Annotated in this window: 11 protein-coding genes and 1 pseudogene; 1 reads left to right on the forward strand and 11 read right to left on the reverse strand. The window is 74.8% G+C overall.

All coding sequences use genetic code 11. From position 1 onward, the window contains the following. The 10 genes and pseudogenes from IEZ20_RS25430 to IEZ20_RS25475 form a co-directional block, all read right to left on the reverse strand. The coding region (locus IEZ20_RS25430) for a type I polyketide synthase (RefSeq protein WP_189302746.1) at positions 1-4,766 on the reverse strand (4,766 nt) is incomplete at its 3' end. A 493-nt stretch (positions 4,767-5,259) separates the two neighbouring features. Continuing rightward, positions 5,260-6,453, reverse strand: coding sequence for a cytochrome P450 (locus IEZ20_RS40460; RefSeq protein WP_189302748.1), 1,194 nt, complete (start codon positions 6,451-6,453; stop codon positions 5,260-5,262). Then, complete coding sequence (locus tag IEZ20_RS25440) at positions 6,450-7,097, reverse strand: FMN-dependent NADH-azoreductase (RefSeq protein WP_189302750.1); 648 nt, start codon at positions 7,095-7,097, stop codon at positions 6,450-6,452. The genes IEZ20_RS40460 and IEZ20_RS25440 overlap by 4 nt, the downstream gene beginning before the upstream one ends. Positions 7,098-7,321: 224 nt before the next feature. Then, on the reverse strand, positions 7,322-8,542 hold the full coding sequence (locus IEZ20_RS25445; protein WP_189302753.1) for a helix-turn-helix transcriptional regulator: 1,221 nt from the start codon (positions 8,540-8,542) through the stop codon (positions 7,322-7,324). An 897-nt stretch (positions 8,543-9,439) separates the two neighbouring features. Continuing rightward, on the reverse strand, positions 9,440-10,249 hold the full coding sequence (locus tag IEZ20_RS25450) for a LytR/AlgR family response regulator transcription factor (RefSeq protein WP_189302755.1): 810 nt from the start codon (positions 10,247-10,249) through the stop codon (positions 9,440-9,442). Between the two features lie 137 nt (positions 10,250-10,386). Further along, positions 10,387-12,756, reverse strand: coding sequence for a glycoside hydrolase family 65 protein (locus IEZ20_RS25455; RefSeq protein WP_189302756.1), 2,370 nt, complete (start codon positions 12,754-12,756; stop codon positions 10,387-10,389). Positions 12,757-12,758: 2 nt separating this feature from the next. Beyond that, positions 12,759-14,840 carry a xanthine dehydrogenase family protein molybdopterin-binding subunit gene (locus tag IEZ20_RS25460; protein WP_189302758.1) on the reverse strand — a complete coding sequence of 694 codons (2,082 nt, stop codon included), beginning with the start codon at positions 14,838-14,840 and terminating at the stop codon, positions 12,759-12,761. Between the two features lie 105 nt (positions 14,841-14,945). Next, on the reverse strand, positions 14,946-15,941 hold the full coding sequence (locus IEZ20_RS25465; RefSeq protein ID WP_189302760.1) for an FAD binding domain-containing protein: 996 nt from the start codon (positions 15,939-15,941) through the stop codon (positions 14,946-14,948). Continuing rightward, positions 15,942-16,478, reverse strand: coding sequence for a 2Fe-2S iron-sulfur cluster-binding protein (locus IEZ20_RS25470; RefSeq protein ID WP_189302762.1), 537 nt, complete (start codon positions 16,476-16,478; stop codon positions 15,942-15,944). 94 nt (positions 16,479-16,572) lie between these two features. Next, positions 16,573-16,791 (reverse strand): annotated as a pseudogene (locus IEZ20_RS25475) (coagulation factor 5/8 type domain-containing protein); the annotation flags it as partial. A gap of 227 nt (positions 16,792-17,018) precedes the next feature. Between IEZ20_RS25475 and IEZ20_RS25480 the strand changes: the two are divergent. Next, complete coding sequence (locus IEZ20_RS25480; RefSeq protein WP_229896267.1) at positions 17,019-19,262, forward strand: HEAT repeat domain-containing protein; 2,244 nt, start codon at positions 17,019-17,021, stop codon at positions 19,260-19,262. 82 nt (positions 19,263-19,344) lie between these two features. Here IEZ20_RS25480 and IEZ20_RS25485 read toward each other — a convergent pair whose 3' ends face one another. Then, positions 19,345-21,234 carry an ABC transporter ATP-binding protein gene (locus tag IEZ20_RS25485; RefSeq protein WP_189303206.1) on the reverse strand — a complete coding sequence of 630 codons (1,890 nt, stop codon included), beginning with the start codon at positions 21,232-21,234 and terminating at the stop codon, positions 19,345-19,347. Positions 21,235-21,240 lie beyond the last annotated feature (6 nt).

Here is a 21,240-nt window from a genome sequence, read left to right on the forward strand (position 1 = left end):
TCCAGCGCCCGGGCACACTCCTCGACCCGCTCGGCGAACACCGGCGAGGACTCCAGCAGTTCCCGGCCCATCCCCAGCCACTGCGACCCCTGACCGGGGAAGACGAGCACGGTCCGGCCGGATGCGCCCGCGCCACCGCTCACCACAGCGGGATGGCTTTCACCGTTGGCCAGCGCCGCCAGCCCGGCCACCGCTTCCTCCCGCGACCCGGCGACCACCACGGCCCGCTCCGACAGCACCGCCCGCCGCCGCACCAGCGCACCCGCGAGGTCGGCCACAGACGCACCGGTGTCACCGGCGAACACGGCCAGCCGCTCGGCCTGGCCCGCCAGCGAACCCTCCGACGCCGCCGACACCACCAGCGGCACCACACCCTCGTGCGGCTCACGCGTGACGGCGGGTTCCTCGGGCACCTGCTCCAGGATCACGTGGGCGTTGGTGCCGCTCACGCCGAAGGAGGAGACGCCGGCCCGGCGCGGACGCCCCGTCTCCGGCCACCGGCGGGGCTCCGTGAGCAGTTCGACGGCGCCGGCGGACCAGTCGACCTGGGAGGAGGGGGTGTCGACGTGCAGCGTGGCGGGCAGGACACCGTGCCGCATCGCCTGGACCATCTTGATGACGCCGGCCACACCGGCGGCGGCCTGCGTATGGCCGATGTTGGACTTCAACGAGCCCAGCCAGAGCGGCTGTTCGCGGTCGCGGCCGTAGGTGGCGAGGAGCGCCTGCGCCTCGATGGGGTCACCGAGGGTCGTTCCGGTGCCGTGGCCCTCCACCGCGTCGACGTCGGCCGGTGTCAGACCGGCGTCGGTCAGGGCCTTGCGGATGACGCGCTGCTGGGCGGGTCCGCTCGGGGCGGTCAGGCCGTTGGAGGCGCCGTCCTGGTTGATCGCGCTGCCGCGGACGACCGCCAGCACCCGGTGTCCGTTGCGGCGGGCCTCGGACAGGCGCTCCAGCACCAGCATGCCCGCGCCCTCGGCCCAGCCGGTGCCGTCGGCGGCGTCCGCGTACGACTTGCAGCGGCCGTCGGCGGCCAGCGCGCGCTGCCGGGAGAACTCCACGAAGGTGCCCGGGGTGGCCATGACGGTGGCGCCGCCGGCCAGGGCCATGGAGCACTCCCCTCGCCGCAGGGCCTGGGCGGCCAGGTGCAGGGCGACGAGGGAGGAGGAGCAGGCGGTGTCGACGGTGACGGCGGGGCCTTCGAGGCCGTAGACGTAGGCGACCCGGCCGGAGGCCACGCTGGACGCGGTTCCGGTGGTGACGAGGCCTTCGAGTTCGGCGGGGAGCGCGCCCCCGGAGCCGTAGCCCTGGCCCATGACCCCGGCGAACACGCCGACGTCCGTGCCCTTCAGGGCGTGGGGGTCGATGCCGGCCCGCTCCAGGGCCTCCCAGGACGTTTCGAGGAGGAGCCGCTGCTGCGGGTCCATCGCCAGCGCCTCGCGCGGGGAGATGCCGAAGAAACCGGCGTCGAACTGTCCGGCGTCCGGCAGGAAGCCGCCCTGGTCGACGTAGGAGGTGCCGGGACGGTCCGGGTCGTCGGCGAACAGGCCGTCGAGGTCCCAGCCCCGGTCGGTCGGGAAGTCGGAGACGGCGTCCCGGCCGGCGGACAGCAACTGCCAGAGGTCGTCGGGGGTGTCGACGGCGCCGGGCAGGCGGCAGGCCATGCCGACGATGGCGATGGGTTCCTGCGGGTCGGCGTCGGCGGCCGGTCGCCCGGCGGGCGCGGGGGTGTCGTCCAGGCCGAGGACGGCGGCGCGCAGGTGGGCCGCCAGCTCCCGGGGGGTCGGGTGGTCGAAGGTGACGGTGGTGGGCAGGCGCAGCCCGGTGTGTTCGGTCAGCCGGTCGCGCAGGGCGACGACGGCGACCGAGGTCAGGCCGAGGTCGCGGAAGGCACGGTCGGCCGGGAGGGGGGCCGTGCCGGGGCCGTGCAGGACGGCGGCGGCCTGGGTGCGGACCAGGTGGTCGAGGAGGTCCAGCTGGGCGCGTTCGTCCAGGCCGGTCAGGCGCGTGCGCAGGGCGGCGGTGACGGCCTCGTCGGGGCGGGCCTGGGGGGCGGGCGGCTCGGTCAGGGCGCGGAGGATCGCGGGGACCGGCCGGGAGGGGTCGGGCGGAGCCGGGCGCGGGGCGAAGAGGGCCGGGGCCCGGCCGGCGCGCAGGACGTCGAACGCGGCGAGGAGATCGGCGAGTCGGGTGGTGTCGTCGTCCGCCGCCCAGACGAGGTGGGCGGCGGCCGGTCCGCGCAGTCGGCGGGTGTGCGTGACCGCCTCGGTGAGGGCGCCGCGCACCGCCCGGTCCGGGTCGCCGGGGGCGCCCAGCGTCGCGGAGCCGTCGGTGACGGTGACGAACTCGGCCGTGTCACCGATGAGTTCGGCGAGCGCTCGGGCCAGGCCGGGGTCGTCGGCGGTGTGCACCGCCAGGCTCACCTCCCGGTCCAGGGCGTCGCCCAGGCCGGTTGCGTCGGTGGTGACGCTGCGGACGCGGGTGGCGGCGGGCCAGGCGTCCGGGTCGGTGCGGTCGGTCGTGCCGGGCGCGTGGACGAGCAGCAGGTCCGTGGCCTGGTGCACGTCGGCGAGGTGGTGGGCGAGCGCGGCGCCCGCGGGCGTGTCGGTTCCGGTGACGACGACGGTTCCGGGGCCGGTGAGGGCGGCGGCGGGGCGGGGTCGGCCGTCCAGGGGGGTGCGCAGCAGCCGGGGTACCAGCAACGCGTCGCCGCGGACGACGACTTCGGGTTCGCCGGAGGTGATCGCGGCGAGCAGCGTCTCGGCGTCCGGGTCGTCGGTGTCGAGGTCGAGGACGGTCAGTCCCCGGTGCCCGTCCGCCTGGAGCGACCGCACGGCGGCCCACAGCGCGGCGCCGACGGGGTCGGGTGCGGTGTCGCCGGCGGGTGTGGCGTGCCGGGTGAGGACCACCAGCGACTCGGGGGCGTTTCCGCCGGTCACCTGTGCGACGAGGAGGCGGGCCGGGGCGTGGGGGTCGGCGGAGGGGGCCGGGGGCAGCAGGAGGGCCGGGCCGGGGGTCGTACCCTCTGCGGTCGCCGGGTCGGCGTGGAGTTCCGCGTGCACGCCGGCTTCGCGCAGGGCATCGGCCAGTCCGGTGGTGTCCTCGCCGACCACGGCACAGGCGGCCGGACGGGCACCGCCGGGGGTGCCCGTGCCGTCGCCGGTGCCGGCCGGAGCGGGGAGCCACGCGGGGGTCAGCAGGGCGTCGTGGTGGCCGTCGGCCGTGTGGCGGGGCCAGTACGGCAGGGCGGCGAGGAGCCGTCGGACGATCTTCCCGGAGGGGGTGCGCGGGATGCCGGTGACCTCGTGGATCCGCTCGGGGATCTTGTACGCGGACAGCCGGGCGCGGCAGTGGTCGAGCAGGGCGGCGAGGTCGAGGCCGTCCGGTCCGGGGACCAGCCAGGCGACGGGTACCTCGCCCAGGGTGTCGTGGGGGGCTCCGGCGACGCCGGCGTCGGCGACTGTGGGGGCGGTGCGCAGGACCGCCTCGACCTCGTCGGGGTGGATGTTCTCGCCGCCGCGGATGATCAGGTCCTTCAGGCGTCCGCAGATGGTGAAGTAGCCGGCCTCGTCGCGGCGGGCCAGGTCGCCGGTGCGGAACCAGCCGTCGCGCAGCGCGGCTTCGGTCGCCTCGGGGCTGTTGTGGTAGCCGACCATGACGTTGGGGCCGCTGACCCAGACCTCGCCCTCCTGCCCGGTGGGCACGTCGGCCCCGGTGTCGGGGTCGACGATGCGGACGTCGACGCCCGGTACGGGCAGTCCGCAGGAGCCGTCGACGCGGGCGCCGTCCGGCGGGTTCATGGTGATCGCGCCGCAGGTCTCGGTGGAGCCGTAGGCGTCGACCAGCGGGACGCCGAAGGTCTCCTCGAAGGAGCGGCGCAGCTCGGAGCCGGTGACGGCGCCGCCGACGAGCCCGATGCGCAGGTGCGGCAGGGCGAGGCCGGTGCGACGGGCGGTGGTGACGAGGTGGTGGTAGGTGGTGGGGACGCCGGCGAGGAAGGTGGCCCGCTCGGTGCGGAGGAGGTCGAGGACGTCGTCGGCGGAACTGCCGTCCGTGATGCGGGCGGTGGCGCCGACGGAGGTCACGGAGAGCACGCAGGCGATGTGGGACAGGCTGTGGAAGAGCGGCAGCGGCCACAGCACCCGGTCGTCCTGGCGCAGGTCCGGGATGGGTACGTAGCTGGCGGCGACCGACCAGAGGCAGTTGCGCTGGGTGGACAGCACGCCCTTGGGGCGGCCGGTGGTGCCGGATGTGTAGAACATCCACGCCACCTCGTCCAGGCCGAGGTCGTCGGGGGCGGGTGTGCCGGGGTCGGTGGCCGCGAGGTCGTCCAGGGCGTGGGTGCCCGGGGGCACGTCTGCGGTGCCGGCCACGAGGACGGTGGTGTCGGGGGCGGTGGCCGACACCCCTTGAAGAAACGTCACTGCACTGCTCGCCGCGGTGAGGACGAACCTCGCGCCGCTGTCGTCGAGGAGGTACTCCAGCTCGGCGGGCGCGGACCGCGGGTTCACCGGCACGCCGACGCCGCCGGCGCGCACGACCGCGAGGTACCCCTCCACCATGGCGACGGAGTTGCCGAGGCAGAGCGCCACCCGGTCGCCGCGGCGCAGCCCCAGGCGGACGAGGTGTCCGGCGAGCCGCCGCGTCCGCGCCTCCAGCTCCGCGTAGGTGACCGCGCGCCGGTCGTCGGCGAAGGCGACCTTCTCCGGGATGCGGAGGGCGTGCTCGTGCAGCGTGACCGCAAGCGGTGTGACCAGGTCGGGACGCACGCCTCGGACTCCTTCCACAGGGCGGCAGCGGGTACCGGGAGCAGCAGGTCGGGGACGGTCTCCGGACGTGGCGCGAGCGGCTGTACGACGGTGGACAGCCGGCCGTCGTCCGGAACGACGGGAGCAGACATCCCTCCGCCGCGGTGGTGCGTGCGGCGGACAGGCGCCCGGAAAAGCGGGGCGGCCGGTTTCCGCCGGTGGGGCGGGGGCCGTTCCCACCGCTCCGGACGGCCGGGAGGGCCGGGCCGGAGCGGGGCGGTCGCGGCCGGTCCGCACGAGCTCGCGCGGAGGGCCGCCGTACCGCCGGACGTGGTCGGAAGGGCGGACGTACGGACGTACTACGGACCCACTACGGAGGTGCTGAGGACGTGCCGCGGACGTGCCGCGGACGTGCTGACGCACCGAGGACGCACACGTGCTACGGACGTACCCCGGGGCGTGCGGGGGACGTACTGCGGGAGGACCGAGGGTCCTGCGGGCCGGGCCGGCGGGTTCACCAGGCGACCGGGAGGCTCTTCAGTGCGAAGACGGAGCCGCGGGTACGCAGCGGGATCTCCTCGGCCGGCGTGGCCGCCCGCAGGTCGGGGAAGGCCTGCAGCAGGGCGCGCAGACCGGTGCGGAGTTCGAGGCGGGCCAGGTTCTGGCCGACGCACTGGTGGATGCCGTGACCGAACGCCAGGTGGCCGGCGGTGTCCCGGTCGAGGTCGAGGTGGGCGGGGCAGCCGTACTTCGCCGGGTCGCGGTTGGCGGCCGGCAGGGAGACCGTGACGGTCTCGCCCTTCTTCACCAGCTGGCCGTCCAGCTCGACGTCGTCCAGCGCGGTGCGGAAGATCTCGTACTGGTTGACGGTGACGTAGCGGAGGATCTCCTCCACCGCCGCGTCCACGCGGGACAGGTCGGCGCGCAGGGCGGCGAGCTGCTCGGGGTGGTGCAGCAGCGCCATGACGCCGACACTGAGAGCGCTCTCGGTGGTCTCGTAACCCGCGAACAGCAGCAGGGCCACGATGTTGCCGAGTTCCTCGTCGGTCAGTTCGCCCGCGGCCAGGAGCCGGCTGATGATGTCGTCGCCGGGCTGCCTGCGCTTGCGCTCGATGGTCTCCCCGATGAGCGCGCCGACCTGCTGGAAGACCGCCATCGACTCCTCGGCGTCGCCGTCCGGGTCGTGGGTGATGGCGGGCGCGTCGGCGTACCGCTCGCGCTCCTCCCACGGCAGGCCGACCAGGTCGGACAGGACCCGCAGGACGAGCGGCTTGGCGAAGGTGGTGAGCAGGTCGGCGGGCGCGCCGTGCTCGCGCATCTCCTCGATCTGCCCGGCGGCCACCGACTCGACGTGCGGGGCGAGTTCGGCGACGCGCCGGACGGTGAACTCGCGGGCCAGCATGCGGCGGAACTTCGTGTGGTCCGGCGGGTCCATGTGGATGAACATGCCGGGCATCGCCGGGAACTGCGGTACGGGGGCGCCGTACTTGGTGACGGGGAAGTGCCCGATCTCCAGGCTGTGGCTGAAGCGGGGGTCGCTGAGGACCTCGCGGACGACGCGGTGGCTGGTGGCGAACCAGCCGATGTGGCCGTCCGGGTAGGTCATGCGGGCGAGCGGGCGTTCCTCGCGCAGCCGGTCGAAGATCGCGGGAGGGTCGAAGTGGTGGGTGCGCGACCAGACGTCCTCGTAGGACAGCATCTCGGTCATGAGGCTCCTTCGAGGGCCAGCTTGCGCAGGGTCTCGCGGGCGTCGGCCAGGGACTTCTCGCCCAGCGGCTTCAGCTGCTCCATCGCGGGCACGATGGCCGCGAAGGTGAGTTCGGCGTGCACGAACGTCAGGTTGTCGGCGAGGCCGATGGCGCCGAGCACGGCCTTCAGGTAGGGCTCCTGGTAGTCCCAGCCCTCACGCGGGGTGCCGGGGGCGTAGGAACCGCCGCGGGCGGTGACGATGATGACGTTCTTGCCGCTCAGCGCGCCGGACTCGGCGCCCGGGGGCAGCATGTGGGCGGGGGTGACCAGCCGGTCGATCCAGGTCTTGACGGACGACGGGATCGTGTAGTTGTACATCGGGATGCCGAACACGATCGTGGTCGCCTCGCGGACCTCGGCGTGCAGGGCCTCGGTGAGCGCCTTCTCCTCGGGGCTGACGCCGTGCAGGTCGCCGGTGGGGTCGAAGAGCCACTCGCGCACCTCGTGCGTGATGTGCGGGACCGGTTCGGCGCCGAGGTCGCGGTAGGTGTAGCCGGCGTCCGGGTGGTTCTGCCGCCACTGGGTGACGAACTCGGCGGTGAGCTGCCGCGTCACGGATTCGCCGGAGCGGATGCTCGCGTCGATGTGCAGAAGATGGGTCATGACATGACTCCTGGCCAATCGGTATGGCTGTTCCGGCAACCCGCCCGGTCCCTTCCGGCCGGCGCTCGCCGGCGGTACGGCACGACACGGTGAGGAGCGGTGCTTCCCTTGCGGAGGCTACGTGGAGGGAGGGCTGCCACGGCATCCCTCAGGTTGGTAGGGCGGTGGTGGTGGGGGCGGCGCGGAGCCGTCACCTGCGCTGACGGTCCCGCGCCGGCCGGTGGCTACCCGGCCTGCCGGGCCATGGAGGTGCGGACGAGGAAGTCGGGTTCGGGCGTGGTGGCGGGCCGGTCCGCGCGTTCCTCCACCAGGATCCGGCTCCAGGAGCGGGCCAGTTCCACGCGGGACGTCACGTCGAGCTTGCGGAAGATCTTCTTCAGGTGGAACGCCACCGTGTGCGGGGAGATGTAGAGCTGGCTGCCGACCCGGCCGTTGGTGAGGCCCTGGCTGACCAGCTCGGCCACGGCGAACTCGGTGTCGGTGAGCCGGCTGACCCGGGTCCGGCCGCGGGCCGGCCGGCCGCCGTGGTCGTCGAGTTCGCGCAGCCGGCTCTGGACCCGCGAGAGGTCCCGGGAGGCCCCGGCGCTCAGGTAGGCGTCGGCGGCGCGCCGGAGCAGGTCGACCGCCCGGTCGCGTTCCGGGACGCGTACGGAGCGGACCCGGCTCGCGTCCTCCAGGGCGGAGGCCCGGGCCCAGGGGTCGAGGTGCCGTGCGGAGGCGGCCTCCAGGGCGTCCGCGTCGCGGGCGTACAGCCCGGAGGCGTGCTCGGCCGCGGCCTGGACGCTGCGGAAGCTGCGGTTCGTCAGGGCGAGCCGGCTCATGGTGCGGACGGTGCGTTCGGCGAGGTCGGTGTCGCCGAGCCGCTGTCCGGCCCGGACCAGCCAGGGGGCCGCGGCGGGCTGGGAGAGGAGCAGCTCGCGGGTGAGGACGTCGTCGTGGAGGATGCCCTTGAGCAGGTGGGCCACGCTCTCCATGCCGTCGCGCGCCTCCAGGGCCTGCGCCGCGGCCCAGACGCACTGTCCCGGCATGAGGTTCTCCTGCCCGAGCAGGGCCGCGTCCCGGAGCCGGTTGGCGTACAGCAGGCCGGTCGTCAGGTCCAGGGAGCGGACGGAGCACACGGCCAGGACGACGTGGCCGCGTGGTGGGAGTCCGCGGTTGCCGGCCTGGGACGCCAGCCGGAGCCCGGCTTCGGCCGCCGCGGTCGCCTCGCCGAGTCTGCCCACGGCGAGGTGGATCTCCGCCTCGCACAGCAGCCGTGCCGCCTGGGCCTCCAGCCGGTGCGGTTCGCGGGCGACGGTCTCCTCGCCCGCGAGGAGACGTTCGGCCGGCCGGAGGCCGCGGACTCGTGTCAGCAGCGTCGCGTACCAGATGCGCGCCTCCAACGGCGCCTCGCGGACGGGACGTTCTCCCGTGGCCGGTTCCGACGCGGCGGCGGCTAACTCCATGCTTTTGCCGAGCCGTCCGTCGAGCCAGAAGAGTGCTGATTGTGCGACAGAACGGCCTGGCTCGGAAGACGATTCCAGAAGAGTTTGCTCGGATATGACTGAATATCGCGGGGGCACTACAACCTCTGACGTGTAATCGGGTGGCGTTCTGAACTCGTGGGGTAGTCGCGCTCTTGCCCGTCGACCGTTTCTCCCGGACCGCGCACACGCTGCTCCCGTCATCCCCGTCGCGCATGCGGTCCGGCCGTTTCCGGCCGCCGGCGGTGCCCTGTCCCCTGGTACGGCAGTCCGGAACCCGGCCCGGAATTGCCGAAAGGTGTCTTGCGTCCGCGCGCGTCCGCCGTCCAGCACGATCACGCACCTCACCGCCGGTGCGTCAGCGCCCGGTCGGCCTCGCTCCGGGAACGCACCGTCTGCGGAACCCGGCCCGGCGAAACATCCGCCGCCCGGAACAGCCCGAATTGGTGCAGGACATCAAGTAACCCCCCTGGCCCGTGACCCAGTTGTCCGTGTTGCCTACACGTGTGATGAACGCAGTCGCGCACGAACGTCACAAGGCTGGCGAGAAATAACGCTCTCGCCACCTACTCGCCGATCCTTCGCACAACGATACGTATTCAATCGATGAAGTACCACGAATCGCTGTGACGCTGCCGTTAACGCTCCTCGACCACTGACCCGGAGCGCGTTCGGCCGCGTTCGGCGTACACCATTCCCCCACACAAGTCCCACCCCTGCGGGAGTGGCAAGGCGGCTCGCCGACCCGCGCGTCCCGGGGAGTAGCCCTGCCCAGGTCGGCACCTCTGTGAACGTGACCAACACCACGGAGGCCGGACGCGGCTCGGCCGGAGGTGGTACGGCGGGCTTCGGCCACCGTGGCCGAAGCCCTGCGCCGGATCAGCGCACCCGGCCCGCCGCGCGCCCGGCCAGCAGGTCCCGCAGCTCCCGGGCGTTGCGCCGGCTCACGGCCAGGACCCGGTCCCCGATCCGGACGGTGAGGTTGCCGCCGTCCACGCGGAGTTCCTCGATCCGGCCGAGGGCGACGAGCCGGCTGCGGTGGATCCGCACGAAGCCGCGCGGACGCCACTGCTCCTCCAGGGTGGACAGCGGTATCCGCACCAGATGGCTGCCGTGGCCGGTGTGCAGCCGGGCGTAGTCGCCCTGCGCCTCGACGTAGGTGATGTCGGCGAGGGGCACGAACCGGGTCACCCCGCCCAGTTCCACCGGCACCTGGTCGCCGAAGGGCGGTGCCGCGGGCCCGGGGTCCGCGGGAGCGGCCGGGCGGGGCCCCTGACCGGCCCGGACCAGCTCGGCGACCCGCCGTACCGCCTCGGCGAAGCGCTCCTTGCGCAGTGGCTTGAGCAGGTAGTCCACGGCCTTGAGGTCGAAGGCGCGCACGGCGAAGTCCTCGTGGGCGGTGACGAACACGATCAGCGGCGGGGCGGCGAACCCGCCCAGCAACCGGGCCAGTTCGAGGCCGCTGAGGCCGGGCATGTCGATGTCGAGGAAGACGACGTCGAAGCCCTCCGTGCCGTCCGGGCCGTCCGCCACGGCCCGGCTCAGCAGGCGCAGCGCCTCGGTGGCCGCCGGGGCGGGTACGACGGTGCCGACCCGGGAGTCCTCCCCCAGCAGGTACAGCAGTTCCGCCAGCGCGGGTTCCTCGTCGTCCACGGCCAGGACGCGCAAGGGCACGTCGGTCACCCCCATCTCCGGCAGCTCCTTCCGTCCTCGGCCGCTCTCCCATGGTGGTACCGCGGGCGGGCGCCGTCGAGATCACGGACGGTGGTGTGTCCGGGCTGTGATCCGGTCATGATCCCCCGGGGTACGCGCGGGCGCCCGGGGGCTCAGTCCGGCAGGACCAGCCGCGCGGTCTCCCCCGGCACCACCGGGAGCACCCAGTCCCGCAGACGGACGTCGATGGGCGACTGGTCGGAGTCGGGTACGGCGATCTCCAGCAGTCCGCTGCGCAGCCGCAGCCGCACGCCCCAGTGGCCGTGGTAGCGGATGCTGAAGCCGTAGGAGGACAGCTCGGGCAGCGGGACGGGGTCGAGGGACAGGCCGCCGCCGCGGGTCTCCAGTCCGGTCAGCCCGCGCTGGACGAGGTCGAGCGTGCCGGCCATCGCGCCGAGGTGGATGCCCTCGCCGGTGGTGCCGCCCTGCAGGTCGGCGATGTCGCCCCGCAGCGCCTCCTGGACGAAGCTCCAGGCGTCGGCGCGGCGGGCGCGGGCCAGGATCCAGCCGTGGACCAGGCCGCTGAGGGTGGAGCCGTGGCTGGTGCGGTGCAGGTAGTGGTCCACGGTGGCCGGCCAGGTGTGTTCGTCCAGGTGATGGCCCAGCTGCCGGAAGAGCGAGCGGAGTTCGGGCGGCGAGAAGAGGTAGCCGAGCATCAGGACGTCGGCCTGTTTGGAGGCCTTGTAGCGGTTGACGGTGTCGCCCTCGGCCTCCAGGATCCGGTCCAGGCGCCGGATGTCCCGGTACCGCTTGCGGTAGCCGTCCCAGTCCAGTTCGGCGAGGTCGCCGTAGCCGTCGAACTGGCTGATCACCCCGTCGTGGAAGGGGACGTGCAGGGCGCGGGAGACCTCGGCCCAGCGGGCCGGCTCGTCGTCGGCGAGGCCGGTGTGTTCGAGGAGTTCCCGGCGGCGCGGCTCGGGCAGGCCGTGCAGCAGCTCCAGGGCGCGGCTGAGCACCCAGGCGGCGGTGACGTTGGTGTACGCGTTGTCGTCCAGGCCGGGCCGCTCCGCGCCGGGATAGGCGTCGTGGTACTCGTCGGGGCCGACGACGCCCCGGATGCGGTACCGGCCGAGGTGTCCGTCCCACACCGCCGACTGTCCCCAGAAGCGGGCGATCTGCAGGAGCATCTCGGCGCCCTCGCCGTGCCGGAAGTCGATGTCGCCGGTCGCCTCGCAGTACTGCCAGACGTTGTAGGCCACGGCCGAGCCGACGTGGTGCTGGAGCCGGGAGTGGTCCGGCAGCCAGCGGCCGGAGCGCGGGTTGAGGTGCACCTGCTGGGTCTCCTCACGGCCGTCGCTGCCGCTCTGCCACGGGTAGAGCGCGCCGCACCGGCCGAGTTCCCGGGCCGCGTGGCAGGCCGCGTCCAGGCGGCGGTGGCGGTAGCGGAGCAGGGCGCGGGAGACCTCCGGCAGGTGGAGGTTGAGGTAGGGCAGGACGAAGAGTTCGTCCCAGAAGACGTGCCCGCGGTAGGCCTCGCCGTGCAGTCCGCGGGCGGGGACGCCGACGTCCAGGTCGGCGGTGTGCGGCGAGAGGGTCTGCAGCACGTGGAACAGGTGCAGGCGCAGGATGCTGCCCGCCTCCCCGGGCACGTCGAGTGCGGTGCGCCGCCACAGCTGCTCCCAGGCCGCGCGGTGCGACTCCCGCAGTTCGTCGAATCCGGGTGCGGCGGCGGCCCGGTCGACGGCCGCGCGCAGCGGGTCGCTGATCGCCGGGTCGCGGGAGGCGTGCAGGGCGATGGTCTTGTCGACGGTCACGGTCCGGCCGGGCGGCAGCCGCAGCCTCACCCGCTGCACGGCGCGGTGGGCCTCGTTGTCGTGGGTGACCGGTCCCTCGGCGGTCAGCCGGGCGGCCAGTCCGAAGCCGATGTCGGAGGTGCGGGTACGGCAGCGCAGCCAGACGACGCCGGGTGCGGCGGTGCCGGCCTGGATGTGGCTGAGGTGCCGGCCGTCCAGGTCCCGGTAGCGGGCGACACCGGAGTTGGTGACGGTCCCGTCGAGGGCGGCCTCCACGTCCAGCGCGACGGTGCGGCCCTCGGCGGTCAGCTCGGTGCGCAGCGCGGCCAGATGGCGGTCGTCCAGGTGGACCAGGCGCTCCTGCCGGACGACGAGGTGGGCGTCGGCGCCGAGGGGGTAGCGGGTGCGGCGCTCCAGCAGACCGGGATCGAGGTGGAGCATCTGGTGGTGCTCGCTGACGGGGGTGGTGTCCGGCGTGAGCCAGTCGCCGCCGGCCGGCCGGAAGCGCAGCGACAGCCAGTTGGGCAGGTTGACCATGTCCTCGTTCTCGACCCGGCGCCCGGCGACCTCGGAGGTGAGCCGGTCGTAGCAGCCGGCCGCGTAGGTGCCCGGGTAGTGGACCTGGTCCGCGGTGCACTCCGGCAGTGCCCCGCGGGTGGCGAAGTAGCCGTTGCCGAGGGTGCACAGCGACTCCCGCAGGCGTTCCTCGGCGGGCCGGTAGCCCTCGTACTCCCAGCGGGGCCCGTCCACCGTCAGCCCTCGGACAGCAGGCCGGCGAGGATCCGGTCGGGGGTGAGGGGGAGTTCGCGGAAGCGGATGCCGGTGGCGTGGTGGACGGCGTTGCCGAGGGCGGCGGCCGTGCCGACGATGCCGATCTCGCCGATGCCCTTGCTGCCCATGGGGTTGAGGTGGGGGTCGTGCTCGTCGATCCAGTCGGCCTCGACGGCCGGGACGTCGGCGTGCACGGGCACGTGGTAGGAGGCGAGGTCGGACTCGGGGAAGTCGCCGAACGCCCGGTCCAGGGTGCTGTGCTCGGTGAGGGCCATGCCCAGGCCCATGATCATGGCGCCGGTGAACTGGGAGCGTGCGGTGCGGGCGTTGAGGATCCGTCCGGCGGCGAAGATCCCGAGCAGCCGGCGGACCCGGATCTCGCCGGTGACGGTGTCGACGGCGACCTCGGCGAAGTGCGCGCCGAACGCGTGCCGCGCGTAGGGACTGTCGGCGTCGGCCGTCCCGGTGGTGTCCGCGCGGACCACCGGCCCCTGCTCGGGGTGCGCGGCGAGCCGGGCGCACGCCTCGTGCACGGCCCAGCCCCAGGAGGCGGTGCCCATGGAGCCGCCGGCCAGCGGGGCGGGCGGCAGGTCGGTGTGGCCGACCTCGGTGCGCACCCGGTCCAGGGGCACGCCGAGGGCGTCGGCGGCGATCTGAGCGAGGACGGTACGGGCTCCGGTGCCGATGTCGGCCGCGTTGAGCCGGACCACGAAGGTGCCGTCGGGCCGGGCCTCTGCGGTGGCGGTGGACGGGGCGGTCTGCACCGGGTAGGTGGCGGCGGCGACGCCGGTGCCGAGCAGCAGCGGGCCCTCGCGGCGGACGCCGGGGCGCGGGTCGCGGCCGGCCCAGCCGAAGCGGCGGGCGCCCTCGCGCAGGCACTCCACGACGTGCCGGCTGCTGAACGGTTTGCCGCTCGCCGGCTCCCGCTCGGGCTCGTTGCGGACCCGCAGCTCCACCGGGTCCAGGCCGAGCGCGTCGGCGAGTTCGTCCAGGGCGGACTCCAGGGCGTACATGCCGGGTGCCTCACCGGGGGCCCGCATCCAGGACGGGCTGGGCACGTCCAGCGGCACCACGTGGTGGGTGCTGCGCAGGTTCGGGGTGGCGTACATGACGCGGGAGACCACGCCGGCGTATTCCACGAACTCGCGGACCCGGGAGGTCTGGGTGGTGACCTCGTGCAGTACGGCGGTGAGGCGGCCGTCCGGCCGGGCACCGAGCCGCAGCCGCTGCACGGTGGGGGCGCGGTGGCCGACGACGGCCGGCAGGTCCCGGCGGGGGTAGGCCAGGGTGACGGGCCGGCCGGTGTGCCGGGCGGCCAGCGCGGCGAGGACGACGTCGGGACGCGGGGTGCCCTTGGAGCCGAAGCCGCCGCCGACGTGTTCGGCGACGACGGTGATCCGCTCCTCCGGCAGCCGGAACAGCTGGGCGAGGACGGACCGCACGGCCGTACCGCCCTGGCTGGAGGTGTACACGGTGAGCCGGTCCCCGTCCCAGTGTGCCGTGCTCGCGTGCGGCTCCATGGGGTGGTTGTGCAGCGGCGGCACCCGGTAGACGACGTCGACGCGGACCTCGGCGGAGGCGAAGGCGGCGTCGGGGTCCCCGTGCTCGACGCGGCCGGGCTGGCCGCCCGCCTCCTCCGGGTCGTAGCCGCCCGGGTGGCCGTCGACGGGGCCGGCGTCGTGGGGGGAGGTGTCGTAGGTGACCCGGACGGCCCGGGCGGCGGCGCGGGCGGTCTCCAGGGTGTCGGCGACGGCCAGGGCGACGCACCAGCCGCGGTGCGGCACGTGCGGGTTCTGCAGCACGGCGAGCGTGCGGTCCTCGGGTTCGGCGAGCCGGGGTGCGTCGAAGGGGGTGAGGACGGCGAGGACGCCGGGCAGGGCGAGGGCGGCCGAGGTGTCGACGGCGCGGACCCGGCCGTGGGCGACGGCGGCGGGCACGGGCCAGGCCTGGGCGCGGCCGGGCAGGGTGTACTCGGCGGCGTAGCGGGCGGCGCCGGTGAGCTTCTGCCGTCCTTCGCGGCGCTCGGCGGGGGCGCCCAGGGGGCTGCCGGTCGTGCCGGTCATGGGTTCCTCCTGCTCCTCCTGTGACGGCTCGGGCTGTGACGGCTCGGGCTGTGACGGCTCGGGCGGTTGCGGGCTCGGGCGGCTGCGGGCCGGGGCCGTGACGGCTCAGGCCGGTGCGGGGGCCGGGGCGAGACGGTTCAGGACGTCGAGGGCGAGGTTGTGGGCGAGGAACACCTTGTAGGCGTTGTCCCGCAGGGGTTCGGCGTGCGCGAGTTCGAGGTCGACGGCCCCTTCGAACGCGGCGGGTGTGGCGGGGGCGCCCAGCAGGGCCAGCTCGGTGTGCCGGGCCCGCCAGGGCCGGTGGGCGAGCCCGCCGAAGGCGACCCCGACCTGGTCGACGACACCGTCCGCGACGCGCAGCACGACGGCCACCGAGGCGAGCGCGAAGGCGTACGACGCCCGGTCCCGGGCCTTGCGGTAGGCGGAGGGGACACCGGCGGTGGCGGCCGGGAGCAGCACCCCGGTGATGAGTTCACCGGGGCGGATCCAGGTGTCCCGCTCCGGGTGCTCGCCGGGCAGCCGGTGGAAGTCGGCCACCGGCAGCCGCCGGGCGCCGTCGGTGCCGTACAGCTCGACCTGGGCGTCCAGGGCGGCGAGGGCGACGGCCATGTCCGAGGGGTTGGTGGCGATGCACAGCTCGGAGTGGCCGAGGACGGCGTGGTCGCGGTGGACGCCCTCCCGGGCACCGCAGCCGCTGCCCGGCTCGCGTTTGTTGCAGGGCTTTCCCAGGTCCTGGAAGTAGGGGCAGCGGGTGCGCTGGAGCAGGTTGCCGCCGGTGGTGGCGGCGTTGCGCAGCTGCGCGGACGCGCCCGCGAGGAGCGCCTGGGACAGGGCCGGCCAGCGCTCGCGCACCCGTGGATCGGCGGCGAGGTCGCTGTTGCGGACGGTGGCACCGACCCGCAGGGAGCCGTCGGGCAGCTCCTCGACGCCGTCCAGCGGCAGCCGGCCGATGTCGATGAGGAGGGCGGGCCGCTCCACGCCGAGTTTCAGCAGGTCCACGAGGTTGGTGCCGCCGGCCAGGTAGCGGGCGCCGGGGTGGGCCGCGTAGGCCTCGACGGCCTCCTGGACGCTGCCGGGCCTGAGGTATCCGAAGCCGGTCACTCAGATCACGTCCTCGATCGCCTCGACGATGCGCGGGTAGGCGCCGCAGCGGCACAGGTTGGCGCTCATCCGCTCGCGGATCTCGCGCCGGTCCAGCGGTACGGGCCCCTCGGCGGGGGCCGCCGGGTCGGTGACGTGGGAGAGGTGCCCGGCGGCGGCCTCGGCGAGCATGCCCACGGCGGAGCACAGCTGGCCCGGGGTGCAGTAGCCGCACTGGAAGGCGTCACGGTCCAGGAAGGCCCGCTGGAGCGGGTGCGGCTCGTCGCCGTCACCGCCCAGGCCCTCGACGGTCGTGACCTCGCTGCCGTCGAGGGTCACGGCGAGCAGCAGACAGCTGTTGAGGCGGCGCCCGTCGACCAGCACGGTGCAGGCACCGCACTGGCCGTGGTCGCAGCCCTTCTTGGACCCCGTGAGATCCAGGTCCTCACGGAGCAGGTCCAGCAGGACGCGCCGGTGGTCGACGCGCAGGGTATGGGGTTTTCCGTTGACCCGGAGGGTGACCTCGGAGTGATGGCCGGGCCGGGATGCGCTGCTCATGGCGGGGACGACCTTCCGGACGGGCGGTGTAACCGTGCAGACCGCGTATCCAGGTCGTGCCGGGCTCACACGTGCGGAAGGTCATCCGCTTCGCTCACGGGTAGCGGACCAGGTCGGCGACGTTGCTCGCCGCGTTCGACGGCCCTCCGGTGTTGTCGACGACGTGACCGATGGTGCCGGTGCCGCCGAGGGAGACGGTCACCATGCTGGTGAAGCGGACGTTCGGGTGGTCGGGTGCCTCGATGGCGCGGGCGGCCGTCACACCGGGGTTGACGTTGAAGCAGCAGTAGCTGCCGAGGCCGTACGCCTGGTGTGGGTGGGGCGGGCGTCACCGGGGTGGGAGAGGCGGCGCGGGGGGCGGGCGGGAGGCGGGTGTGCCGGTCGGGTGTGCCGGTGGGGTGCCGGTCGACGCCGGTCGGTAGGGTCGGGCGGGAGTCAGGGGCGCGGGGGTGGGGGCATCGGGGCGCGGGGGCGTGCGCGGGGCCCGGGGGCTCGCGAGGAACTCGGGGCCAGGGCCGGGAGCTGGGGGCCGGGGAGGGTGTGGAGACTGTGGACGCCGACGCCGTGGACGGCGTGAACGGGACCGGCGCCGTGCAGGTGCCAGAGGACCACGAGGGAGAGGGCACCGCCGTGGACGGGGAGACCGGGCTCACCACCCGGCCGCCCCACGACCCCCCGCCGCCCCGCACGGCCCCGCATGTCCCGGACGTCCCCGACCCCGCCGACCCCCTGGAGCGCGTGGGCGGCCTGGGCGCCGTCGACTGGGCCGCGTTGCAGCACCACTACGGGTCCGCCGCGGATGTACCGGAGCTGTTGCGGCGGTGCGCGGGGCCGGACGCGGGCGACGCCGAGGACGCGTCGTCCGAGCTGCTCAACCTGCTCTTCCACCAGGGCGGCTGGATCTGCTCCGCCGCCCCGGCCGCGCTGCCGTTCCTGCTCCGCCTGGCCGCGAGGCCGGACGTGCCGGTGCGGCGCGGCCTGCTCGAACTGGTGGCCGTGCTGGCGCACGAGGCCGGGCGGATCCCCGACCGGTCCCTGGACCCCGGATGGCCCCCGGCCTGGGCCGCGGCACTGCCCGCTGGGCTCGCTCTGCTCGACGATCCCGACCCGTCGGTCCGGTGCGCCGCCGCGGACGTGGTGGGAGCCGGCGCGAGCCCGGGGGAGTCGACGCTGCCCGCGCTGCTGCGGCGCTGGCGGGTGGAGGACGATCCGGTGACCCGCCTGGACCTGGTCCTCGCCCTCGGCCGGGCCGCCCTGCGCGAGCCGGCCGGAGCCCACGCCGGCGAGGTGCGCCGTCTCCTGCGCGACCTGCTCGACGCCCCCGAGGCCCAGCTCCGGCTGGCCGCGGTGCACGCGCTGGCCCCGGCCGACCCGGGGCTGCCCGGGCGTCGGCTGGACCTGCTGCTGGAAGCGGTACGGGATCCCGGCGTCGCGCTGTGGCAGCGCACCAGCGCCGTGGAGGCCGGTGTCCAGGGTGTCCACCACTGGACCGCCGCACTGCTCACCGGACCGGCCCCCGGCTTCGTCCTCGGTCTGCTCGCCGACCACCCCGACGACGAGCAGCGGACCGGCGCGCTGGCCCAGGCGGGCGCGGTGCTGGCCCGGTGGCGTTCCCCGGCCGCCGCGCTGCTGCCGCGCGTCGCGGCCCGGCTGGACGACCCCGCCGCCGAGGTCCGGTACCGGGCGGCGGAACTGCTCGCCTGCCTCGGTCCGGCCGCCGCGGCGCACGCGGACGCCGTCGCCGCGCTGCTCGGGGACGCCGCCCGGGCGGCCCGCCACCAGGGTTCCGTCGGCGAGGCCGCCGTGTGGGCGCTGGCCCGGACGAACGACCCGCGCTGTCTGCCCGCACTGACCGGGCTGCTGGCCGGCGGACAGCCCGGCACCCCGTCCGACGCACGCTCCGGCGAACAGCCCGGCCCCCCGTCCCGCGAACCGTCCGGATTCGCGACGGCCGGTGTGCACCTCCCCGCCGGCGACTGGCACCCCGCGATGCTCCCGGCGCTCGACGAGGTCCTGGTACGCCTTCCGGACCACGCCGGGGCGCTGCTGCCGGCGCTCTGCGCGCGGTTGGACCCGGCCACGGACCCCCTGCTGCTCCGGCGCCTCTGCCAGGTGCTCGCGGAGTGGGGGCCGCGGGCGGACGCGGCGGTCCCCCGGCTGCTCGCCCTCCTCGCCGACGACCGGACCTGGACGTCCGCCGCGACGGCCCTGGTTGGCATCGGTGCGGCGGCCGCCGGTGCCGGGGAGCCGCTGTCGGCCCGCTCGGCCGGCGCCGGCCCGGACGCGGACCTCGCGGCCTGGGCGTACTGGAAGGTCACCGGGGAGCCCGGCCCGCTCCTGGAGCGGCTCCCCCTCGCCGGAGACCTCCCCCCGCAGACCCTGCGCAGACTGGCCGGCCTCGGCCCGCACGCCGCTCCCTGGGCGGACCGGCTCCGGGCGCTGACCGCCGACCGCGAGCCCTGGGTCCGTGTCGAGGCAGCCCACGCGCTGTGGGCCGCGACCGGCGACACCGAGCACACGGTCCCGGCGCTCACCTCGGCCGTCCGGGGCCTTGCCGAGGGCAGGTACCTGCCGGTCATGCTGCCGGCCGTACGCCACCTGGCCCGGATCGGCCCCGCCGCCCGCGCCGCGGCCGGCCTCCTGCGCGCCGTACCGGCCCACGACGGCCGCTACCGCTCCGCCGGCGGCTGGCGGGGCTTCACCCAGGACGAGGAGTTCCGAGGGGCCGTCGACGCCCTGCTGAACGCCTGCGACAGTTCCGAGGAGCCGTCGACGCCCTGCTGACCGCCTGCGACGGCCCGGCCTGACCGCCGCAGGCCCCGCCCCCGCCTTCCGCCACCCGCTCACACCGCCACCCCTGCGGCCCTCACACCCCCGGCACCCCCGCCCCCTCCGTCTCGTCCCGGCCCGCGAACTGGGTGCGGTACAGCTCCGCGTACCGGCCCTCCGTCGCCAGCAGTTCCTCGTGGGTGCCGCGTTCCACGATGCGGCCGGCCTCCACGACGAGGATCTGGTCGGCGGCGCGGACCGTGGACAGGCGGTGGGCGATGACCACGGCGGTGCGGCCCTCCAGGGCCTCGGTGAGCGCCTCCTGGACGGCCGCCTCGGAGGTGTTGTCGAGGTGGGCGGTGGCCTCGTCCAGGATGACCACGCGCTGGCGGGCCAGCAGCAGCCGGGCGATGGTCATGCGCTGGCGTTCGCCGCCGGAGAGCCGGTAGCCGCGCTCGCCGACGACCGTGTCCAGGCCGTCGGGCAGGGACCGTACGACGTCGGCGAGGCGGGCGCGGCCGAGGGCGTCCCACAGCTCGTCGTCACCCGCGTCGGGCCGGGCCAGCAGCAGGTTGGCGCGGACGGTGTCGTGGAAGAGGTGGCCGTCCTGGGTGACCATGCCGAGGGTCGCCCGCAGGGACGCGGCGGTCAGGTCCCGGACGTCGACCCCGCCGATGCGGACCGCGCCGGCGTCGACGTCGTACAGGCGCGGCAGCAGCTGGGCGATGGTGGACTTGCCGGCGCCGGAGGAGCCGACGAGGGCGACGGTCCGGCCGGGTTCGGCGCGGAAGGAGATGCCGTGCAGCACCTCGGAGCCGCCGCGGGTGTCGAGCGCGGCGACCTCCTCCAGGGAGGCGAGGGAGACCTGGTCGGCGGAGGGGTAGGAGAAGCGGACGTCGTCGAACTCGACGGCGACCGGGCCCTCGGGCACCTCGCGGGCGTCGGGCTTCTCCACGATGAGCGGCTGGAGGTCGAGCACCTCGAAGACCCGCTCGAAGCTGACGATCGCGCTCATCACCTCGACCCGGGCCCCGGCGAGCGCGGTCAGCGGGGCGTACAGCCGGGTCAGCAGCAGGGCGAGGGAGACCACCGCGCCGGGCTCCAGGGTGCCGTGCAGCGCGAACCAGCCGCCGAGGCCGTAGACGAGGGCCAGGGCGAGGGCGGAGACGAGGGTGAGGGAGGTGATGAAGACGGACTGGGCCGTGGCCGTGCGGACTCCGATGTCCCGGACCTGGGCGGCCCGCGCCCCGAACTCGGCGGACTCCTCCTCCGGGCGGCCGAACAGCTTGACCAGGGTGGCGCCGGGGGCGGAGAACCGCTCGGTCATCCGGGTGCCCATGGCCGCGTTCAGCGCGGCCGCCTCCCGCTGCATGCGGGCCATCCGGCTGCCCATGCGGCGGGCGGGCAGCACGAACACCGGCAGGAGGACGAGTGCGAGCAGGGTGATCTGCCAGGAGAGGGTGAGCATCACCGCGAGGGTGAGCAGCAGGGTGACCAGGTTGCTGACGACGCCGGAGAGGGTGTTGGCGAACGCCCGCTGGGCGCCGATCACGTCGTTGTTGAGACGGCTGACCAGCGCTCCCGTACGGGTACGTGTGAAGAACGCTACGGGCATGCGCTGCACATGATCGAACACGGCCGTGCGGAGGTCGAGGATGAGTCCCTCCCCGAGCGTCGCCGACAGCCGGCGGCCGAGGATGCCGAGCCCCGCCTCCGCGAGCGCCACGAGCGCGATGAGCAGGGAGAGCCGGACCACCGTGCCGGAGTCGTGCCCCGCCACGATCGCGTCGACGACGCGGCCGGCGAGTACGGGGGTCGCCACGGCGAGCAGGGCGGTCACCACCCCGAGCAGCACGAACCGGACGATGCCGGCGCGGTGCGGGCGGGCGAACGCGGCGATGCGGCGCAGCGTGGCGCGGGCGAACGGGCGACGCTCGGACTGCGCGTTCATCACGCTGTGCAGCTGCGTCCAGGCGGTGGTCTCCATGCTCAT

Source organism: Streptomyces cinerochromogenes (genome assembly GCF_014648635.1).
GTDB lineage: Bacteria > Actinomycetota > Actinomycetes > Streptomycetales > Streptomycetaceae > Streptomyces > Streptomyces cinerochromogenes.

Bases quoted from the DNA above. Each gene is read 5' to 3' on its own strand.
- IEZ20_RS40460 (WP_189302748.1), bottom strand. From the start codon at position 6,453: ATGACCGAGATGCTGTCCTACGAGGACGTCTGGTCGCGCACCCACCAC.
- IEZ20_RS25440 (WP_189302750.1), bottom strand. From the start codon at position 7,097: ATGACCCATCTTCTGCACATCGACGCGAGCATCCGCTCCGGCGAATCC.
- IEZ20_RS25445 (WP_189302753.1), bottom strand. From the start codon at position 8,542: ATGGAGTTAGCCGCCGCCGCGTCGGAACCGGCCACGGGAGAACGTCCC.
- IEZ20_RS25450 (WP_189302755.1), bottom strand. From the start codon at position 10,249: ATGGGGGTGACCGACGTGCCCTTGCGCGTCCTGGCCGTGGACGACGAG.
- IEZ20_RS25460 (WP_189302758.1), bottom strand. From the start codon at position 14,840: ATGACCGGCACGACCGGCAGCCCCCTGGGCGCCCCCGCCGAGCGCCGC.
- IEZ20_RS25470 (WP_189302762.1), bottom strand. From the start codon at position 16,478: ATGAGCAGCGCATCCCGGCCCGGCCATCACTCCGAGGTCACCCTCCGG.
- IEZ20_RS25485 (WP_189303206.1), bottom strand. From the start codon at position 21,234: ATGGAGACCACCGCCTGGACGCAGCTGCACAGCGTGATGAACGCGCAG.